The sequence below is a fragment of the Rhodococcus sp. MurmanLake-1 genome (assembly GCF_056945715.1).
Genome location: NZ_JBWZNF010000023.1, coordinates 14,021 through 31,166, shown reverse-complemented (window position 1 = coordinate 31,166; position 17,146 = coordinate 14,021). Strand labels below are relative to the sequence as shown.

The following is a 17,146-nucleotide window of genomic DNA, read 5'->3' as shown; positions in this document are numbered from 1 at the left end:
GCAACAGTCCGGCTCAGGTAGTAATCACCAAAGAATAAAGTTTGGTTAACCGAACTTAGTCGGATCTAAGGGTAAGCTAATATGCGCAAATTCGTCGTAAAGGTGAACGGAACCTTAAACTTGCGCGATGCCCGCACCAGTTTTCCTCCCGGAATCACCAGAGGCGGCCGCGCCTCGGGTGAATCTTCCGGGCGCTGACCTGCTGCGAGCACTGGCGGTTGCCGCCGTGATCTACTCCCACATCTCTTTTTACGTCATCGACGATCTCGGCTCGGGCTGGTGGGTGATCGACGTCGTTTACGGCGTTCTGATCGAGCCCGCCGAACTCAACCAGCACCTCTCTTTTGTCGGCGTCGCGGTATTCATGATGCTGACCGGCGCTCTGGTGACGCGGTCCGCGATTCGTGACGGCCCCGGAAAGTTCTTGACCAACCGATTCAGCCGCCTGCTGCCCGCATTCTGGGTGGCAACCGCGATTGCCATTCTTCTGGTCCGCCTCGGAATCAACGGAATGTTCAGCGGTCAGGAAGGTATTTCCGATACCGAAGCGTTGATGAGCTTTTTTCTCGGCGGATTCTTTCTCAAGCCCGAGGTAGCGGTTCTCGGAGTGACCTGGACGCTCACCGTCCAGTTCCTCTTCTATCTCGCCTGCGTCGCGGCTCGACCGATATTGCGTCTGCGTCCAATCGTCATGCCGCTCGCCGGCGGAGCACTGTGCTCACTGGTGCTGCTCTACAACGTCTACGCGCCGTTGCCGTACACCGTGCCGATGCTGTCCAAGATCGCCGCGACGCTGCCGGCTGTCTTCCTCGGTCAGATCATGTACCTCGCGTGGGCCAAGCTCGCTCCCGGCCGCTGGCTGATCGTTGCCGTCCTCGTTCAGATGCACGTCATCATCGTGGCGACCCAGTTCCGCGTCTACTGGGCCGGCGAGCACTACCTGTGGACCATTTCGGTAGTCGCCGCAGCGGTAGTTCTCATCGGCCGCTACGACGGTGTCCCGACGCGCTGGTCAGTCGTGAAATGGCTTTCGACGCGCAGTTACATCATCTATCTCGTGCACACCCTGATCCTGTACCGCGTTGTCGAGAACACCGTTTTGCACGTCGGACCGACGCTGGCGTTCGCGCTGTTCCTTCTGGCAACGGCCGCGGTAGCAGAAATCGGCTACCGGTGGGTGGAGCTGCCCGGCGCCCGCGCGGTCACGGCGTGGCGAAACAGCCGCTCACGCGTAGCATCGAAGCATGAGCTGGTACGACGACATTCTGGGACGAGCGTCCGCAAAATCCACGCTGATCGCGCCTGAGGACGCCCTGCCCGGGCGAGAGCAGAAAATGCCGGTACCTACCGCGCACTACGTCAACGGGCATCCGTTGACGCCGCCGTTTCCGGCCGAACTGCAGACCGTCGTCGTCGGGATGGGTTGTTTCTGGGGCGCCGAGAAGGAGTTCTGGCAGCTTCCCGGTGTGTACACAACCGCTGCGGGTTATGCGGGAGGCTTCACCCCCAACCCGACGTACGAAGAAACGTGCTCCGGACGTACGGGTCACACCGAAGTGGTGCTGGTGGTCTTCGATCCCGCAGTGATCTCCTACGAGCAGATCCTGGCGCACTTCTGGGAGAACCACGATCCGACGCAGGGGATGCGTCAGGGTAACGACCAGGGCTCGCAGTACCGTTCGGCGATCTTCACGACGTCCGCCGAGCAGGAAGAAATCGCTCATGCGTCGGCCGTCGCTTTCGGTGAACGACTTGCCGAAGCCGGATACGGCGCGATCACCACCGAAATCGGTCCGCTGCGCGACTTCTTCTACGCGGAGGATTACCACCAGCAGTATTTGGCGAAGAACCCCGGCGGCTACTGCCCGGTGCATGCCACCGGCGTCAGTTGCCCGGTCGGATTGCTCCGTCAGGATCAGGTTCCGGCGCAGACGGACATCCTTCCGCCGAGTGAATAACTGGACAGGTGTTGGAGGACACATGTGATTCAGCTCGTTAACACTTGCAACTAGATCGAAACAAAGGGAATCTCGATGTAAGAGTGTGTCGTCGAGAGAACTGAGCTAATAATGTCAGGTAGTACGCGAGGAACTGCGTCGCTGCTCCGACGCACCATTCATGTAGGCCACGATCCGATGGTTCGCCGCAGTGATCGGATCGAAGGATTCATGTCCTTCGGTCTGATCATTTTCGCGATTCTTCTGCTGCCTCTCGCGGTATGGGCAGGGGCTGCGACGGCTTCGAGCCAGAACGCACTGATCGCCAAACAATCCGCCGAACTACACAGCATTTCGGCGACGACGACTGCAGACTCGACGCAGGCCACCCCCTCGACAGCCGATTACATTGCACCGACCACCGAAATGGCCAGCGCGCAATGGAACTGGAACGGTGAGGTTCACACGGGTGATGTCACTGTCGACTCGGCGACGCCCGTCGGCACCGAGGTCCCCATCTACGTCAACGATCACGGCGACAAGACCGTAGCTCCGATCACACAGAGTGCTGCCGACGTCGCAGCCGTGGTGACCGGGGTTTTCACCTGGTTCAGCGTGATGTCCCTGTTGGTCATCGCGTTCATGCTGGTGCGGGTCTTTCTCGATCGTTCCCGCTCGGCCCAGTGGGACCGAGACCTACGCGCGTTCCTCGACGCGAACGCGCTGTAGATCCCGGACCTTTCCTCACTGCAGTTGGGGCATGACCTCGCTTGCGACGAGTTCGAGATGATCCAGATCGGCCAGATCGAGAGTCTGCAGGTACACGCGCTGTGAACCAGCCTCGGCGAAAGTGCCGATCTTGTCGACCAGCTCCGAAGGTGTTCCGGCCAGACCGTTCTCACGTAGCTCGTCCACGTCGCGTCCGATCGCTTCGGCGCGCTTCTTGATCTCCGCCTCGTCGCGGCCGCAGCACAGGACGAGAGCGTTGGAGTACACCAATTCGTTCGGATCGCGCTCGTGCTCGACGCAAGCCTGACGAACCCGCGCAAAGATGTCCTTCGTTTCCGCGAGGGACTTGAACGGGATGTTGAACTCGTTCGCGAACCGAGCGGCGAGCGCCGGAGTCTTCTTCTTGCCCGTGCCACCGATCAGGATCGGCGGACCGTCGACCTGGTGCGGTTTGGGAAGCGCGGGAGAGTTCTTGATCTGCACGTGCTTACCGTCGTAGTCGAACGTGTCGCCGACCGGCGTACGCCACAGTCCGGTCACTACGTCGAGAGTTTCCTCGAGCAGTTCGAAGCGATCCTTGAGCGCCGGGAACGGGATGCCGTACGCCTGGTGCTCTTCCTCGTACCAGCCGGCACCGATGCCGAGGTCTACGCGGCCACCACTCATCTGATCGACCTGTGCGACCGAGATGGCCAGCGGTCCGGCGTGACGGAACGTAGCCGACGTCACCAGAGTGCCGAGGCGGATGGTGGATGTTTCGCGGGCGATTCCGGCGAGCGTGATCCACGCGTCGGTGGGTCCGGGAAGGCCGTCGGAATTCATGGCGAGATAGTGGTCCGAGCGGAAAAATGCGCCGTAGCCGAGTTTTTCGGCGGTCTGGGCAACAGTCAGTAGTTGTTCGTAGGTAGCGCCCTGCTGGGGTTCGGTGAATATACGCAGCTCCATGACTTCTACTCTGCCACTATTTTGCGGAGGTCGGGACGACGGCACCGACTTGTCCGGCGCCGAAACACAGCGTCAGTCCCGGCGTTGTCGGCGTGATCTTCACACTGTTTCCGTGGCCGACCAGGCGCACGAATGCCGAGTGCAAACCCTGCGTCACGGGTACCGATACTGCGTCACCGGACTCCAACGCAACATCGATCGTTCCGTCGGTGCTCGCGAGGTAATTGAGCTGCACCGTCCATTCCCAGCCGGCCAGGGGGCCGTCGAGGGGGAGTTCGGTCGGGCCTTCGGCACGGGTGCCGCAGTTCGGTGCCGCTCCTTCGGGAATCCTTCTCGTCCAGGTCACTTCGGCATCGACAATCCGTCCGCTGTCGTCGATGGTGCGCAGAATCGGAGTGCTGGAAGAAAATTCGGGGCGATCAGGCAGTGGCGCGAGAACATTGCTTGCCAAATTGTTCGGAAAGGCGACGGGAAGGAGCACTTCGATCGCGACGGGTTGCTCGAGCAGTGGAGCATCCTCATTCTGTGACAACGACATTCGCGCGTTGGCGAGGTAGTCGCGAGTCGGGTTCTCGCGCCAGATGTCGACGAACGTGACGGTCGAGACGAGCGAACTGACCACGAAGAGCGCCGACAGGCCGGCGGCGACTGCGACGGGTATCCGGGCCGGACGCCGCCGAGGTGTAGCGAGAATCAGAGCGGCGGCGAGGGCGAACACCGTCGCCGAATCCGTGAAGTAACGCAAGGTCTGCGCCAACTCGTACGTGGTGTCGGCGTCGGATCGGGTAGCGGTCATCGCCACGACAGAGGCCAGGAAGTACAGCGCCGCGGCGGCCCAGATCCAGGCAGCGCCGCGTCGGGCACGCACGGTCATCACGACCGTCGTCAGCAGCGCGGCCCAGGCCGCGGCCACCAAGACCGTCGGCGGATCGGCCCAGGCGGGGCTGGGGATCCACCGCTCCCAGCGCCAGGGGCCGCCGAGAAGGGTGGGAAGCATCCCCAAAGACGTGCCGTGATGCAGCAGTTCGGTGGACATGGAACGGCCGTTGCCGGTGATCGGAGATTCGACAGTTGTCAGATACACCGGAATCCAGATCGCGAGCACGGCGGCGCAGGCCGTCCACAGGCGTCGGCACTTCGTGACCGCACTTCGTATCGGCGTTCCTTCACCTTGTGTGCGCAAGTACAGCACCAGAAAAGCGAGTGCTACGAACGGAACGAGCACTGCCTTCTCGAAGAACAGCAGAGAGACGACAAAAACCGCGGTGCCCGAGAACACGTAGCGCACATGCCCGGTGCGGTACAGCTTGATCGCGTCGCCGCATGCCCAGGCAAGCGCGATCTGAAGCGGCAAGGCGTTGAGTGCGGCCGCCCACCACGAGAACGACGGAAGGGTCAGCGGGACGAAGAGATACAGGATCAGCGGAATCAACAGCGCCGGTCGCCAACCAAGGACCAACCGAAGAGTGCGCAGAAGCGCCAACGACGCCGCGGCCTGGCCGATGACGAGCAGCGTTGCCGACAGCGCCCAGTTGTACGGCGCGATGCGGGTGATCAACCCGGTGAAGAAGAAGGCCGCGGGCATGAAGTGACCGTCGTGGTCGTAGAGCAGGAGTTCGCTCGAGAAGAGAGGGAAGCGTCCTCCGCGGCCCATCAGGATGAGGTCGTCCCAGTAGAAGTAATTGCTCGCGGCAACCCAGGCGCGAATGACGAGCTGACATCCGATCAACACGAACGCGAGCTGCGCGACCCGTTTCGGGGTGAACGTCAGAGTTGGCTCGGGCTGTGGAGAAGTCATCGACGGTCATGCTTCCAGGTGTGTCAAAAACCGACTTCCCGCAAAAAAGGGATAACGGTCTTTTCTGTCTTTTCGGGAGCAATTTCTGAATGGATTGTGAACTTTGCCGGGATAAATGACGCCGACGCCCAAAAGTTCACTGACCTGCGGTGTCAAATTCATCCTCGAGCCTGTGCATCGTTCGCTAACACCTGTCAGCAAATTCTCAGGGTCTTGCCCGTGACCTGTGGATAAAGCCCGATTCATTCATCCAGAACTGTGGATGAACCTGTGGAAACTGTGGATAACTCGAGTTTTTAAGTGGCGGAGGTCACATTATTCGAACAATGCAGGTGAACGCGGTGGAGGTTCGATCACAAATCGGGAGTGAATCCATTTGCTGCCGTTACCGATACGGCGTGACAGAATCGAAGTTGTGAGTGTCGTTCAGGTCTGCGCCCGGTGCGCCGCACGATGGCCTGTCGTCGGCGGCCCAACGCAGTGGTGCCCGCGCTGCAGCGGCGTCCTGCTGATCCCCACCCGCACCGAGATCTACCAACCACCCAACCGTCGTGGCTTCCGCTGGATCGCGCGCTCACCGTCCGACCCACGCGGCGTGGGGGACGCACCAGTGCGTCGTAGCCTCACCACCCCGCGCTACGACGCCGTCCCGCAGTGGGGACTCCAGGACATCGTCGACACCTCACCGGTGCCGCCCTCGCGAGCGGACCGGATGGCCGACCGAGTCGGGCCGTTGCTGACACTCGCGACGATTCTCTACGGACTCGCTGTGTTCGCCGAACTGGGCAGATACGCGATCCTGGTGCGTAACCGCGCCACGCTGATCCCGCAGTGGCTTCTCACGGTCTCCGACGCCGCCGTGTACTTCACTCAGTTGGGTGGACTGCTGATCTCGGTCTTCGCGGCTGTCGCCGGTGTGTGCTGGCTACTTCGTCGGCGTCGTGAACACTTCGCAGGTGCCGGGGAATCCGATCCGCGCACAGCGTCGGAAGTTGTCGTCGGCTGCGCTGTGCCGATCCTCAACCTCGTGATGCCGGCGGTTTATCTCTTCGAGTTGGTCCGCCGCGATCCGCGCGGAACTCTGCTGGTGAAGATCTGGTGGGGCTTCTGGGGATTCAGCGCTCTGCTGCTGGTGGTCAACGCGTACTGGCGATCACGCCCGGGGATTCAGGCAATGGCCGACGGGGTTCTGCTGAACGCCTTCATCGCATTGGTCGCAGCCGTCACCGCGTCGTTGACGCTCGTCGTGATCCGACGGATCGAGCGCAAGAGCTGGCGCGGCGAACCCGAATCGGAAACTCGATGGGTGCCAGTGCCGCGCTCGGTGCTGGAAGAGAAGACGGTGCTGGAAGAGAAGGAGACCGCTGCCCTGTGAGCCCAGATCGTCGAGGTCCACTCGTCGTTGCGCACCGAGGTGCGTCGGCTGCGCGGCCGGAGCACACCCTCGCCGCCTACGAACTGGCCCTCGAGGAGGGTGCCGACGGGCTCGAATGCGACGTCCGGCTCACCCGCGACGGGCACCTGGTCTGCGTTCACGACCGCAAGGTCGATCGCACCTCCAGCGGCACCGGGATCGTCAGCGAGATGACGCTCGATTCGCTGAACGCTCTGGACTACGGGTCGACGAGCGAACCGGCCGAACTGCTGACTCTCTCCGACCTCATCACCCTCGCCCTGGATTTCGCGCGCCCGGTGAAGCTGTTCATCGAAACCAAACACCCAGTGCGGTTCGGCGGCCTGGTCGAAGCAAAACTTCTCGCGGAACTGCACCGCTTCGGGATCGCGTCACCGCCGTCGGCCGATCACTCTCGCGCGGTGGTCATGTCTTTCTCGGCTACTGCGGTCTGGCGAGTGCGCCGTTCGGCACCGCTGCTGCCGACGGTCCTGCTCGGTGACGCGTCGCGATACCTCGGCGGTGGTGCGTCGACGGCTGTCGGCGCCACGGCGATCGGGCCGTCGATCAAGGCGTTGCGCGAACATCCCGATCTGGTCGATCGGGCTGCCGCTGCGGGTCGCGCGACGTACTGCTGGACCGTCGACGACAAGGCGGATGTGGACCTGTGTCGTGAGCTCGGGGTCAGTTGGGTGGCCACCAACCATCCCGGGCGCACGAAGCAATGGCTGGGCAGCGTGTAGATTTTGCCCTCGTGGCCAAGAAGAGCAAAAGAAACAGTGGACCGAAGCAGGGCAGCGCACGCGCAGAGAAGCTGGCGGCACGCCAAGCAGAGCGTGAAGCCGCTGCCGGCGCAGTGAACCGCCCGTTCGAGGGCCTTGCCGCCGAGTGCGATCTGGTCGCGCTGCGCGAATTCGTTCCGTCCGCCACGGCACCGTTGCCGGTCATCGGCTCCGACCGTCCCGTCACGTTGGCGACGGTCCTCCCCGGCGCTGTTGCCGCCCTCGTCCGCGACGAGGGCGAGACGGCCACCGGATTTGTCGGTGTCCAGGTTCAGGCGCACTCTGCAGACCTCGGCGCAGACCTCGCCGCTTCGGTGAACTGGATCAAGGACGCGGCCCCCGGCGACGCGCTTTCTGCCGCGAACCCCGATTCCGAGACACCCGCCGTCACCGAGGTTGTCGATCCATCGGCTCTGCTCGACATCACGGTGCACCAGAACTTCAACTGGTGGATTCCGGAAGGCGTCGAAACCGATCCTGAGGTTGCCGCCACCGTGCAGCACGCCAACTCGGCGATCATGCCCTCTGCACGCCTCGAAGGAGACGGCCTCGTTGCCGCGTGGTGGGTCGACGCCGGCGAGAAGGCGCACCTGCGTTGGGTTCGCCCCGAGAGCGAAGACGACCTGATGCTCGCGTTGGCGCGCGTGCACGCGACCGGTGGACTGCACCTGGGTGAGGGCTCGCGCTACGCAGGCTCGTTCCGCACCCACGGCCTGTTGGTCCCCGTCTTCGACCTCGACCGCGAAAAGCATGCAAACGAGTGGGTAGCGGCAACCGTCGAGCTCGGTGAGCGTCTTGCCGAGGCTCTGGCCGTCGACGCTCCACTGAACTCGGCCGAGCTGCGCTCGCGCGACGGCCTGCGCGGACGCCAGGTCACGCTGCGCTGATTTTTTCGCCAGAACTATAGGCGTTACGCAAAGTTACGGTTAATGTTGGCGGCATGACTTTGTCGCACGACATCTCCGGTAGCGGTCCCACGCTTGTGCTCGTCCATGGCATCGTCCATCGACGGCAGGCGTGGGATTCGCTTTTGGACCAGCTGACGCCGTATCGCCGTGTGGTCACGGTCGACCTGCCAGGTCACGGAGAGTCCGTGCTGCCCGAACTCGGTCCGGACGTCATGGGACAGCTGATCGACGACGTCAGTGAGTTCGTCAAGGAAGTGACTCCGGCGGGGGAGCGCGCCCACGTCGCCGGAAACTCACTCGGCGGATGGATTGCACTCTCGCTGGCAGCGCGCGGAGACGTCGCGTCGGCGACAGCTCTGTCGCCGGCCGGGTTCTTTGTCAATCACCTCGATCAGGTGCGGGCGATCAACACGTTCCGTGCACTGCGCGGCACGGCCAAGCTCATGGGCGATGGTCTGCCACGTGCATTGCGGTACAAGCTGATTCGCTATCCGGCGCTCGCCGCGTTCTTCGCTCATCCGAGTCATGTCGGTTATGCGGCGGCGTTGGCCGACTGCCGTTCGCTCGTGTCCAACGAACTCGTCGATCTCGGTCTCGAGATGGACTTCGTATTGCCGCCCATCGTGGATCCCACTGTGCCGGTGACGGTTGCGTGGGGTCGACGCGATCTCATTCTGCCCGTGTACCAAGCGCAGCGCGTGAAAAAGCCGTTCCCGCAGGCGAAGTTGATGGTTTTGCCCGGACTGGGGCACGTACCGATGACAGATGCCCCCGAGCTGATCAGTTCGATCCTGCTGGCAGGAAGCGAACCGTTCGGCTCGAGGGCAAAATCCGTGAGTGCTGCAGGCTAGATGGTTCCGCCTGCTGCGTTCGGCGCACCGGTGGTGTCACCGACGGTGCTCATCTCGCGGGACACGAAGTCTTCGAGGTCGAACAGGTTGGCGCCTGCGCGGTCCGCGATGGTGAGAAGTGTTGTCATGCTGGCAACTTCCTCGACCTGCTCCTTGAGGAACCACTGCATGAACTGCTCGCCGAGGTAGTCGCCTTCTTCGCGGGCAGTGCTCGCGAGCTGGACGATCTGCTCGGTGACCGTCTTCTCCTGCGTCAGCGCGAGAGCGATGGGCTCACGGGCATCCTTGAAGTCGGCCTTCGCGGCGTCGACGCCGGTGAGTTCGACGTTGATGTCGCGATCGAGGAAATACTGAACGATCATCATGGCGTGGTTACGCTCTTCCACAGCCTGCTTGTAGAAGTGCTTTGCCAGCTGTGGCAGGTCCGCATTGTCGAAGTAAACCGCTGTCGCGATGTACTGATGCGAAGCGTTGAACTCGTTGCGAATCTGGTCTCGGAGTAGTGCGTGGAATTTGGTCATGTGAGTCTCCCCAGAAGTCATGAATTCCAAGATAGTGCAGGTCAGAGGCCCTGTCATCCCAGTCTGACCTTATTGTGGTAAGCGTTCCCAAACTAAAGAAGACCTAATTTCTTTTCGAATTCGGTGCGGTTATCCATTGGCCCGAAAGCGAATGTTTCATTTAGGAATGTCCTTTTCACCAGGCGAGTTCCGTGCATTTACCGTCACTTCCCTGGAGTTCCACCTGCACGGTGGCGTGCTCCAGTTCGAATACCTCGGCCAGCAAGGTTTGGGTGGCCGCGAGCACCGTAGTGGGATCGGCGTCACTGGCCGCGGTGACGTGAACGGAAGCAACTTCCATCCCCGAGGTGAGTGTCCAGACGTGCAGATCGTGCGCGTCGACGACTCCCGGGAGTGTGTTGATCTTCTCGAGTATCGAGGTGACGTCGATGCGATCGGGAGCCTGCTGGAGCAAGATGCGGACGGCATGGCGGCCCAGGTTGAAGGCGCGCGGCAAGACGAAAAGGCCGATGGCGACGCCGATGACGGGGTCGGCGTAGCGCCAACCGAAAGCGAGCGTGACCAAGCCGCTGACGAGGACGCCGATGGACCCGATCATGTCCGCCATGACTTCGAGGTAGGCGCCGCGGATGTTGATGCTTTCCTTCGCGCCGCTGCGGAGCATCAGGAAGGCGATGACGTTCATCGCCAAACCGACGACGGCGACTATCGCGACGGGGAGGCCCGGAACCTCGGGCGGATCCGAGAATCGGCTGGCCGCCTCGTAGAGCACCCACCCGGCGACTGCGAAGAGCAGGATCGCATTGGCCAGTGCCGCAAACACTTCCGTGCGGTACATGCCGAAAGTGCGATCCGGGCGCCGTGCTGCGCGCTGTGCGACGAGGATCGCGGCGAGCGCCATGAAGATGCCGAAGATGTCGGTGAACACGTGCGCCGAGTCCGAAAGCAGCGCCAGCGACGAGGTGAAGAAGCCGACCGTCACCTGCAGCACGAACGTCACCAACCCGAGGCCGGCGGCGATCCACAGTTTGTTGACATGCTTGCCGCTGTTGCTGGTCGCAGCCTCGGCGGGAGAGATTCCGTGCCCGTGTCCGTGTGACATCGAAGGTCCTTTCGTCGACGTCAGCCTAGACACATATGCATATATGCGCAATAGTGCATGTCTTAAAAACTATGCAACATAGTTGTAAGGTGGCGGCGAAGACCTTCATTTGTCATCGACGCGAGGACCGAGAAGTGGGAAGACATCGAAAATCCGAGCCGACCAGACCCGGCGGGCGCATGGCCGCGGTTTCCGTGGCGACGGGCGCAATCCTGGCGTCCGGCACTTCCATCGGGCACGCATCGCCGCTTCCAGTTGCAGCGGAAGGTCCAGCGCTGGTGTCGGTGCCGGAGATACTCGACCTTGTTCGGACGACGGATCTTGCCGGGATAGCCGAACAACTCGGTAAAACGAGGCAACTCGAAGCCGAACGGGCGGCGTTGGCGTACGAGGCAGAAAAGCCGCGGGTGATGGCCCCCGTCAGTGGGACGATGACGTCCAACTTCGGTCCACGCTGGGGAACAACCCATTACGGTCTCGACATCGCAAACTCGATCGGTACGCCCATCGTCTCGGCGACCGACGGTGTTGTGATCGAATCCGGTCCCGCCGCGGGATTCGGGCTCTGGGTCCGCATCCAGCAGGACGACGGGACCGTCGGCGTCTACGGGCACATCAACGAGGCGCTCGTGGTTGCCGGTCAGAAGGTGCGGGCGGGTGAACTGATCGCGACCGTCGGCAATCGTGGACAATCGACGGGACCGCACCTGCACTACGAGGTGTGGCAATCTGACGGGCAGAAGACTGATCCGCTCGCGTATCTGAATTCCCGGGGCGTGTCGTTCGGGGAGAAGGCCGCGAGCGGCTGAAGTTCTGTCACGACGCGATGGAGGAGCAATGCAGGGGCTGGGCGGACTCGAAGCCGAGGTCATGGATGTGCTCTGGCAGTCCGACGACGCGCTCTCGGTCAAGGATCTGGTCGAGATCCTGGGTGAGCGTCGACAACTCGCGTACACCACCATCCTGACCGTCGTGACTCATCTCTACGACAAGGGCTGGGTGAGTCGTGAGAAGAAGAGTCGCGCCTACTTCTATCGGCCGAGTCGCAGCCGTGAAGAGGCCACATCCAGGGCACTGCGCGAATTGTTGGACAGCAGTTCCGATTCCGCTGCCGTGCTGTTGCACTTTGCGAAGACTATGACGGACGCTGAGAACGAGGCCCTGCGCCGGGGACTTTCCGGGGAAGGTGCGCAATGACACTGGCCTTGCCGATGCTTCTCGGTGCGGTATTCGTCGGATTTTTGGTTCCGAGAGCGTTACGGGCCGTTTCCTCGACGTTGTCACCGACGGTGCTGCTCGCGGCGTGGCTCGGCAGTATGGCGTCGGCTCTGTATCTCGCTCTCTCCGCGGTCTTGGTTCTGGTGTGGCCGAGCCACGCGCCGGTCGAGGGGCTGGTCGACGGTATCGCTCGGTGTTTCAGCGCCTTCGCGCACGGCACGAGTTCATGGGTGGGTGAACTGATCACCGGCACAGCCGTTGGTGTGGTGGGTTTGATCGCTGTTCGGATCGTGCTGGCCGGCCGCAAACAGGCACGTGAGCACGCGAGAGTCCGAGAGTTCCATCGTGATGTTCTCTCGATCGTCGCGCGCCGCGACAACTCGGAGTCCGACGTGTTGTGGTTGGATCATCCGCTGCCGATGGCCTACAGTGTCGCCGGAAAGCCTGGATTTGTTGTTGCGACACAAGGCTTGTCATCCGCTCTTACCGGGGGCGAGCGTGACGCGGTCCTCGCGCACGAGCGTGCGCACCTGAGCGGCGGTCATCACCGAATCGTCGGTGCCTGTGAAGTCTTGGCCGCTGTTCTGCCGGGAGTGCCGTTGTTCGCGGCGGCACCTGCTGCCGTCGGCGCGATCGTGGAACTGTCGGCGGACCGGCACGCCGCTCGCGTCACCAGCCCGGCTGCAGTGCGTTCCGCCCTTGCCGTGGTGTCGAAATCGCCGCTTCCTCAGCCGGACTGGAGCTTGGGCGATCGCGGCGGCGCGACCGCAGTGCGATTGCGTTCCCTGGTCGACGGCGACGTGGCGTCGCCTCGGCGACTGACCTGCGCGGTCGCGGCGTGCGTGCCGGCGGCCATCACGACGGCCGTTGCCGCAGCCGTGACGGTGGCCGTCTCCGCCGGTATCTGCGCTGTTCTGACCTGATCATTGCTCCAAGGCTGAGTCGATCTGGGCTTTCAGATCGTCGTAGCTCGGCATCTGGGCCAGCTTCACGTCGTTGAGGAACAGCGTCGGGGTGCCCTGGACGCCAAGGCGTTTGCCCTCGTTGAAGTCGCGCTCGACCCGCTCGCGGACGCCGCGGCTGCTGAGGTCGGATTCGAATCGGGTCATGTCCAGGCCGAGATCTTGTGCGTAGGCGCGAAACAGTGCCTCCTGCGATTCGGCGGATTCACCCCACTGCGATTGCGTCTCGTACATCCGCCGATACATCTCGACGAACTTGCCCTGGCGAGATGCGGATTCGACGACCTGCGCCGCGAGAGTGCTGTTGGTGTGACTCGGAATCGGAAAGTATCTGATACCGAATGTGATTCGATCCTCGTACTCGGCTCTGATTCGCTCCATCGTCGGGTACAGCGCGAGGCAGGCCTCACATTCGAAGTCGAGGAACTCGACAAGATTCACTTTGTCGTCAGCGGCCGAGGTCAATCGGTACGCGTCGTCGGTCAGGACGGCGGTGGATTGTGCTGCCCGATCGGTGCTCTCGTTGTCCGCTCTGATCGGATCGACGGTGATGAACGTGATCAGTGCTACCGCGAACAATGCGATCAGGGCGGCGGATATCTTCATGCTTCTGGACACTGCTGTGTACCTTGACCTTCCGTCGATTACTTAAATACTATCCAACATAGTATTTAGGTGTAGAGTCGACGGTACCCGAAAGGATTCGAAGGAGGGTTCGCCCGTGAATCGGAGGTGAACGGTCTGGCGCCGCCGTCGATCGGACAGATGTTGACCTGGGACTCCTCGTCCCTGTCCCCTCTTGTTCTGCTGGGAGCTGTTCTGGCGCTTTGGTATTGGTGGTCAATGCACCGTGTGCGTGCGCGGGGACGGCTATGGCCCTGGTATCGAACTGCGTGTTTTCTGGCCGGATGCTTGCTGTTGATCGCCGTGACCGGTTCGAAGGTCGAAAGTTACGGGAACGAACTCTTCAGTGTCTGGATGTTCCAACATTTGACGCTCTCGATGGCGATCCCGCCGCTGTGGGTGCTGGGCTCGCCAGGACTGCTGCTACTGCGTTCGACGTCGCATCGAGGTCCCGGGAGAAATGTTCTGGCGCTTGCACTGTCGGCATTGCGCAGCCGTCCGGCGGCCGGACACGTCTTTCTCGAAATCTTCTTTCTCGCCAGCGGTCTGCTCTTCATCATGCCCGTGCTCGCCACCGGACCACTGCCGGTGCGGCAAAGCTATCTCGGCCGGTGTTTCGACCTTTTCGTGGAGATGCCGCTGCACGTGTTCATCGGAGTCGTTCTCATGATGGCGACAAAGCCGCTGCTGACCACGTTCGTGAATCCGCCTCCCGAGTGGGGCGTGGACGTGATGCAGGACCAGCAGTTGGCCGGTGCCCTTGCGTGGTCGTACGGTGAGCCCGTCGCGCTGGTGGTGGTCGTGATCTTCGCGATGCGCTGGAACCGGGACGACAAACGGATGAATGCCGCCCAGGACCGCCGCGCCGAGATCGACGGCGACAGTGATCTGGAGGCATACAACAACTTCCTCAGATCACTGAGCGCCGCCGAGCGGCCGGAGACTCGGTAGGCCGGTGGCCCTCAGACGCCGCCGCCGGCGGGTGTCGGCGCCATTGCGTCGGCAGCTGCCGGTGTGTTCATCTCGCGTGCGACAAACGTTTCGAGGTGGAAGAGGTTGTCGCCGGCACGGTCGACGATGGTGAGAAGTGTTGTCATGCTTGCAACTTCCTCGACCTGCTCCTTGAGGAACCACTGCATGAACTGCTCGCCCAGGTAGTCGCCGGTATCGCGCGCGGTGCGCGCCAACTGCGTGATCTGCTCGGTGACCGTCTTCTCCTGCTCGAGTGCCAATTCGACCGGAGCCCGGACACTGTCGAACTTCGTCACGACGTCGTCGACACCCGGTACGTCCACGTCGAGGTCGTTGTCGAGCAGGTACTGGATCATCATCATCGCGTGACTGCGTTCCTCGGTGGCCTGGCTGTAGAAGCGCGCGGCCATCTGCGGAAGATCGTGTGCATCGAAGTACACCGCTACCGCGATGTACTGCTGCGATGCAGTGAACTCGTTACGGATCTGCTGACGCAGCAGAGTGGTGAATTCGCTCGAGTTCTTCGCCTGTGTCATCCCAACAGATTACTGGGTCGGCGGCACGGACAGGGAGCTACTTGTTGTCGAGCTGATCGATGATGAAGTCGAGAGTTTCCGGCCGGTATCCGTAGACGAACGAGTCCTTTTCGCCGACGTACCAGTCGCCGCACTGGAAAGAACTGCCCTTCTCGACCCCCGTCGGCCACCACTGTGCGGACAGCGATGCCGGACGAGTTTCGACGGTAGGTCGTGCGATGCAGCTGTTGTGATCTATCTCCGTGATGTTCGCAGTCATGCGCAGGATGCGTTCGTTGCCGGTGGTGCGGATGACCTCGTCGATACCCGTCGCGCCGGCGGGAACCCAACTCGGCAGTGTGTCGATTCCGTTGGATGCTTTTGCAAAAGAGAAGGTTTCGGTTTTCTTGTATGCCTTCGACTCGTCGAACTTGTCGAAGGTGCCCGAGCAGGACGTGGCCAGTAAAGCCGCTCCGGCCGAGGCGGCGATGACGGCGGCGGTGCGGAATCGGCGGTGTGCTGTGTTCATACCTTCACGGTATTTTTCCGCCGGCCGTTCCGCGTCCTGCCGGAAAGCGATTTGTTCGCTCGGCCTGTCCTCCCGGGGTACTACCGAAACTCAGGGCAATCACCCCGTGGTGATCAGATCCTGCGGAATCTGCTGATCGTTGGCCAGGGCGTCGAAGAATTGCGAAGCGCGTGCCTTGTCCCACAACAACACGTTGCCCGACCCGTCCACGTCCTCGAAACCGGCGACGGGAACCGTCGTGGTGGTCATCCCGCCGCGAAGCGCCCAGGCGAGTGAGGCCAGATTCCAGATGTGATCGCCCTCGTCGACCTGCAAAGACTTGGCCGTATCGGAGACGAGCGGCCACAACCGGAACGGATTGAGGAACGTACTCGGACTCGTCGCCTTCGACAGCAACGCCGACATGAACTGGCGCTGGTTGTTCATGCGGTCGAGGTCTGCGAGCGCGGTTGCTCGGGTCCGCACGAACCCGAGTGCATCCGAACCCTTCAAGTCCTGGCATCCAGCGGGGAGGTTGATTCCGGCCAGCGGATCGTCGATCGCCTGCGTCAGGCATACATTGACGCCACCGACGGCGTCGACGATGCCGGCGAACCCGCTGAATCCGATCTCGGCATAGTGGTCGATGCGAAGTCCGGTTGCCTCCTCGACGGTCTGCACCAGCAAGGGGGCACCACCGAAAGCGAAGGCGGCGTTGATCTTGTCCGAGCCGTAGCCGGGAATCGGAACGTACGAATCGCGAGGGATGCTGACCATCGTCGTCTTCCCGCTCTTGGGAACGTGGACCAAGATGACCGTGTCAGTGCGCTTGGGGCCGGTGTCACCACCTGTCGCAAGCGCTTGCTCCTGCTCGGGTGTGAGTCCCTCACGACTGTCGGAGCCGACGATCAGCCAGTTCGTGCCCGGAGTATCGGCGACGCGTCCCGCGTAGTCGGGCAGCGCGTCGATTCGATTGAGCGAACTGTCGACGTAATAGACCGCGCCGGCCAGCGCGAGCAGCAAGACCAACAACGTGATGCCGATACGTTTACCCCAGCTGCGACGCTTGCGTGGGCGTCGCTGCTTCGGGGGTTCAGGAGGGCGAGGCGGGGCGTTCGGCGGGGTTCGGCGCGGCGGCGCGGGTGCGTACTTCGCCTGGCGTTGCGGATCCTGACGCGGCGGCCCCTGCCTGCGGGGGTCGTCCTGGAACGGCTGCGGGCGTTGGGTCGGCGCCCAGTCCTCACGCCTGGGTTGCTGCGGCGCTTCTGGTGGGACCTGTGACCAGGCCTGATTGGCCGGATTCTGCTGCGGTGGACGTCCGTCGCGGCGAATGACCGTCGGCCCTTCGGGCGGCATCGGTGGGCGCCGCTGCGGGGGTGGG

Annotated in this window: 19 protein-coding genes; 11 read left to right on the top strand and 8 right to left on the bottom strand. The window is 62.4% G+C overall.

Annotation, left to right across the window (positions count from 1 at the left end):
• Nucleotides 1–127 precede the first annotated feature (127 nt).
• From AC2ETI_RS31335 to AC2ETI_RS31325, 3 genes are all read left to right on the top strand, one after another.
• Entirely contained in the window at nt 128–1,306 is a 1,179-nt protein-coding gene (locus tag AC2ETI_RS31335) for an acyltransferase family protein (RefSeq protein WP_166655136.1), read from the top strand.
• Nucleotides 1,245–1,958, top strand: coding sequence for a peptide-methionine (S)-S-oxide reductase MsrA (gene msrA, locus AC2ETI_RS31330; protein ID WP_020905733.1), 714 nt, complete (start codon nt 1,245–1,247; stop codon nt 1,956–1,958). Before AC2ETI_RS31335 ends, msrA begins: the two co-directional genes overlap by 62 nt.
• A gap of 111 nt (nt 1,959–2,069) precedes the next feature.
• A complete protein-coding gene (locus tag AC2ETI_RS31325) occupies nt 2,070–2,666 on the top strand; it encodes an Rv1733c family protein (RefSeq protein WP_252858520.1) in 597 nt (198 codons plus the stop codon).
• A gap of 15 nt (nt 2,667–2,681) precedes the next feature.
• Here AC2ETI_RS31325 and AC2ETI_RS31320 read toward each other — a convergent pair whose 3' ends face one another.
• Both AC2ETI_RS31320 and AC2ETI_RS31315 read right to left on the bottom strand, forming a co-directional pair.
• Complete coding sequence (locus AC2ETI_RS31320; RefSeq protein WP_070384785.1) at nt 2,682–3,611, bottom strand: LLM class F420-dependent oxidoreductase; 930 nt, start codon at nt 3,609–3,611, stop codon at nt 2,682–2,684.
• Between the two features lie 16 nt (nt 3,612–3,627).
• Nucleotides 3,628–5,409 carry a hypothetical protein gene (locus AC2ETI_RS31315; RefSeq protein ID WP_483634916.1) on the bottom strand — a complete coding sequence of 594 codons (1,782 nt, stop codon included), beginning with the start codon at nt 5,407–5,409 and terminating at the stop codon, nt 3,628–3,630.
• Nucleotides 5,410–5,824: 415 nt separating this feature from the next.
• On the opposite strand from AC2ETI_RS31315, the gene AC2ETI_RS31310 reads away from it, so the two are divergent.
• The 4 genes from AC2ETI_RS31310 to AC2ETI_RS31295 are packed head-to-tail and all read left to right on the top strand — an operon-like array spanning nt 5,825 to nt 9,343.
• Complete coding sequence (locus tag AC2ETI_RS31310) at nt 5,825–6,784, top strand: DUF4328 domain-containing protein (protein ID WP_483634915.1); 960 nt, start codon at nt 5,825–5,827, stop codon at nt 6,782–6,784.
• Complete coding sequence (locus tag AC2ETI_RS31305; protein ID WP_019746370.1) at nt 6,781–7,545, top strand: glycerophosphodiester phosphodiesterase; 765 nt, start codon at nt 6,781–6,783, stop codon at nt 7,543–7,545. The genes AC2ETI_RS31310 and AC2ETI_RS31305 overlap by 4 nt, the downstream gene beginning before the upstream one ends.
• An 11-nt stretch (nt 7,546–7,556) precedes the next feature.
• On the top strand, nt 7,557–8,471 hold the full coding sequence (locus AC2ETI_RS31300) for a DUF5926 family protein (protein ID WP_024487903.1): 915 nt from the start codon (nt 7,557–7,559) through the stop codon (nt 8,469–8,471).
• A 53-nt stretch (nt 8,472–8,524) separates the two neighbouring features.
• A complete protein-coding gene (locus tag AC2ETI_RS31295; RefSeq protein ID WP_020905739.1) occupies nt 8,525–9,343 on the top strand; it encodes an alpha/beta fold hydrolase in 819 nt (272 codons plus the stop codon).
• Here AC2ETI_RS31295 and AC2ETI_RS31290 read toward each other — a convergent pair.
• Both AC2ETI_RS31290 and AC2ETI_RS31285 read right to left on the bottom strand, forming a co-directional pair.
• Complete coding sequence (locus AC2ETI_RS31290; RefSeq protein ID WP_024487904.1) at nt 9,340–9,885, bottom strand: ferritin; 546 nt, start codon at nt 9,883–9,885, stop codon at nt 9,340–9,342. The genes AC2ETI_RS31295 and AC2ETI_RS31290 overlap by 4 nt on opposite strands.
• Before the next feature lie 154 nt (nt 9,886–10,039).
• Nucleotides 10,040–10,966 carry a cation diffusion facilitator family transporter gene (locus AC2ETI_RS31285; RefSeq protein WP_019746373.1) on the bottom strand — a complete coding sequence of 309 codons (927 nt, stop codon included), beginning with the start codon at nt 10,964–10,966 and terminating at the stop codon, nt 10,040–10,042.
• A gap of 179 nt (nt 10,967–11,145) precedes the next feature.
• Here AC2ETI_RS31285 and AC2ETI_RS31280 point away from each other — a divergent pair, with 179 nt between their 5' ends.
• From AC2ETI_RS31280 to AC2ETI_RS31270, 3 genes are read left to right on the top strand one after another with little or no spacing between them, the layout of a single operon-like run.
• Nucleotides 11,146–11,775, top strand: a complete 630-nt coding sequence (locus tag AC2ETI_RS31280; RefSeq protein WP_021342425.1) for a M23 family metallopeptidase — start codon at nt 11,146–11,148, stop codon at nt 11,773–11,775.
• 28 nt (nt 11,776–11,803) lie between these two features.
• Nucleotides 11,804–12,163 (top strand): BlaI/MecI/CopY family transcriptional regulator, encoded by a 360-nt coding sequence (locus AC2ETI_RS31275; protein ID WP_019746375.1) that lies wholly within the window; start codon nt 11,804–11,806, stop codon nt 12,161–12,163.
• Entirely contained in the window at nt 12,160–13,107 is a 948-nt protein-coding gene (locus tag AC2ETI_RS31270) for a M56 family metallopeptidase (protein ID WP_020905741.1), read from the top strand. The genes AC2ETI_RS31275 and AC2ETI_RS31270 overlap by 4 nt, the downstream gene beginning before the upstream one ends.
• On the opposite strand, the gene AC2ETI_RS31265 is transcribed toward AC2ETI_RS31270, so the two are convergent.
• Nucleotides 13,108–13,752 carry a DsbA family protein gene (locus AC2ETI_RS31265; RefSeq protein ID WP_172932443.1) on the bottom strand — a complete coding sequence of 215 codons (645 nt, stop codon included), beginning with the start codon at nt 13,750–13,752 and terminating at the stop codon, nt 13,108–13,110.
• Nucleotides 13,753–13,878: 126 nt separating this feature from the next.
• Between AC2ETI_RS31265 and AC2ETI_RS31260 the strand changes: the two genes are divergently transcribed.
• Nucleotides 13,879–14,721, top strand: coding sequence for a cytochrome c oxidase assembly protein (locus tag AC2ETI_RS31260; protein WP_166501623.1), 843 nt, complete (start codon nt 13,879–13,881; stop codon nt 14,719–14,721).
• A gap of 11 nt (nt 14,722–14,732) precedes the next feature.
• Here AC2ETI_RS31260 and AC2ETI_RS31255 read toward each other — a convergent pair whose 3' ends face one another.
• The 3 genes from AC2ETI_RS31255 to AC2ETI_RS31245 form a co-directional block, all read right to left on the bottom strand.
• Nucleotides 14,733–15,278, bottom strand: coding sequence for a ferritin (locus AC2ETI_RS31255; RefSeq protein WP_172932444.1), 546 nt, complete (start codon nt 15,276–15,278; stop codon nt 14,733–14,735).
• Nucleotides 15,279–15,315: 37 nt separating this feature from the next.
• Nucleotides 15,316–15,786: a hypothetical protein gene (locus AC2ETI_RS31250; protein ID WP_020968095.1), complete on the bottom strand. Its 471-nt coding sequence runs from the start codon at nt 15,784–15,786 to the stop codon at nt 15,316–15,318.
• A 99-nt stretch (nt 15,787–15,885) separates the two neighbouring features.
• Nucleotides 15,886–17,121 (bottom strand): LCP family glycopolymer transferase, encoded by a 1,236-nt coding sequence (locus AC2ETI_RS31245; RefSeq protein WP_020968096.1) that lies wholly within the window; start codon nt 17,119–17,121, stop codon nt 15,886–15,888.
• Between the last annotated feature and the right edge of the window lie 25 nt (nt 17,122–17,146).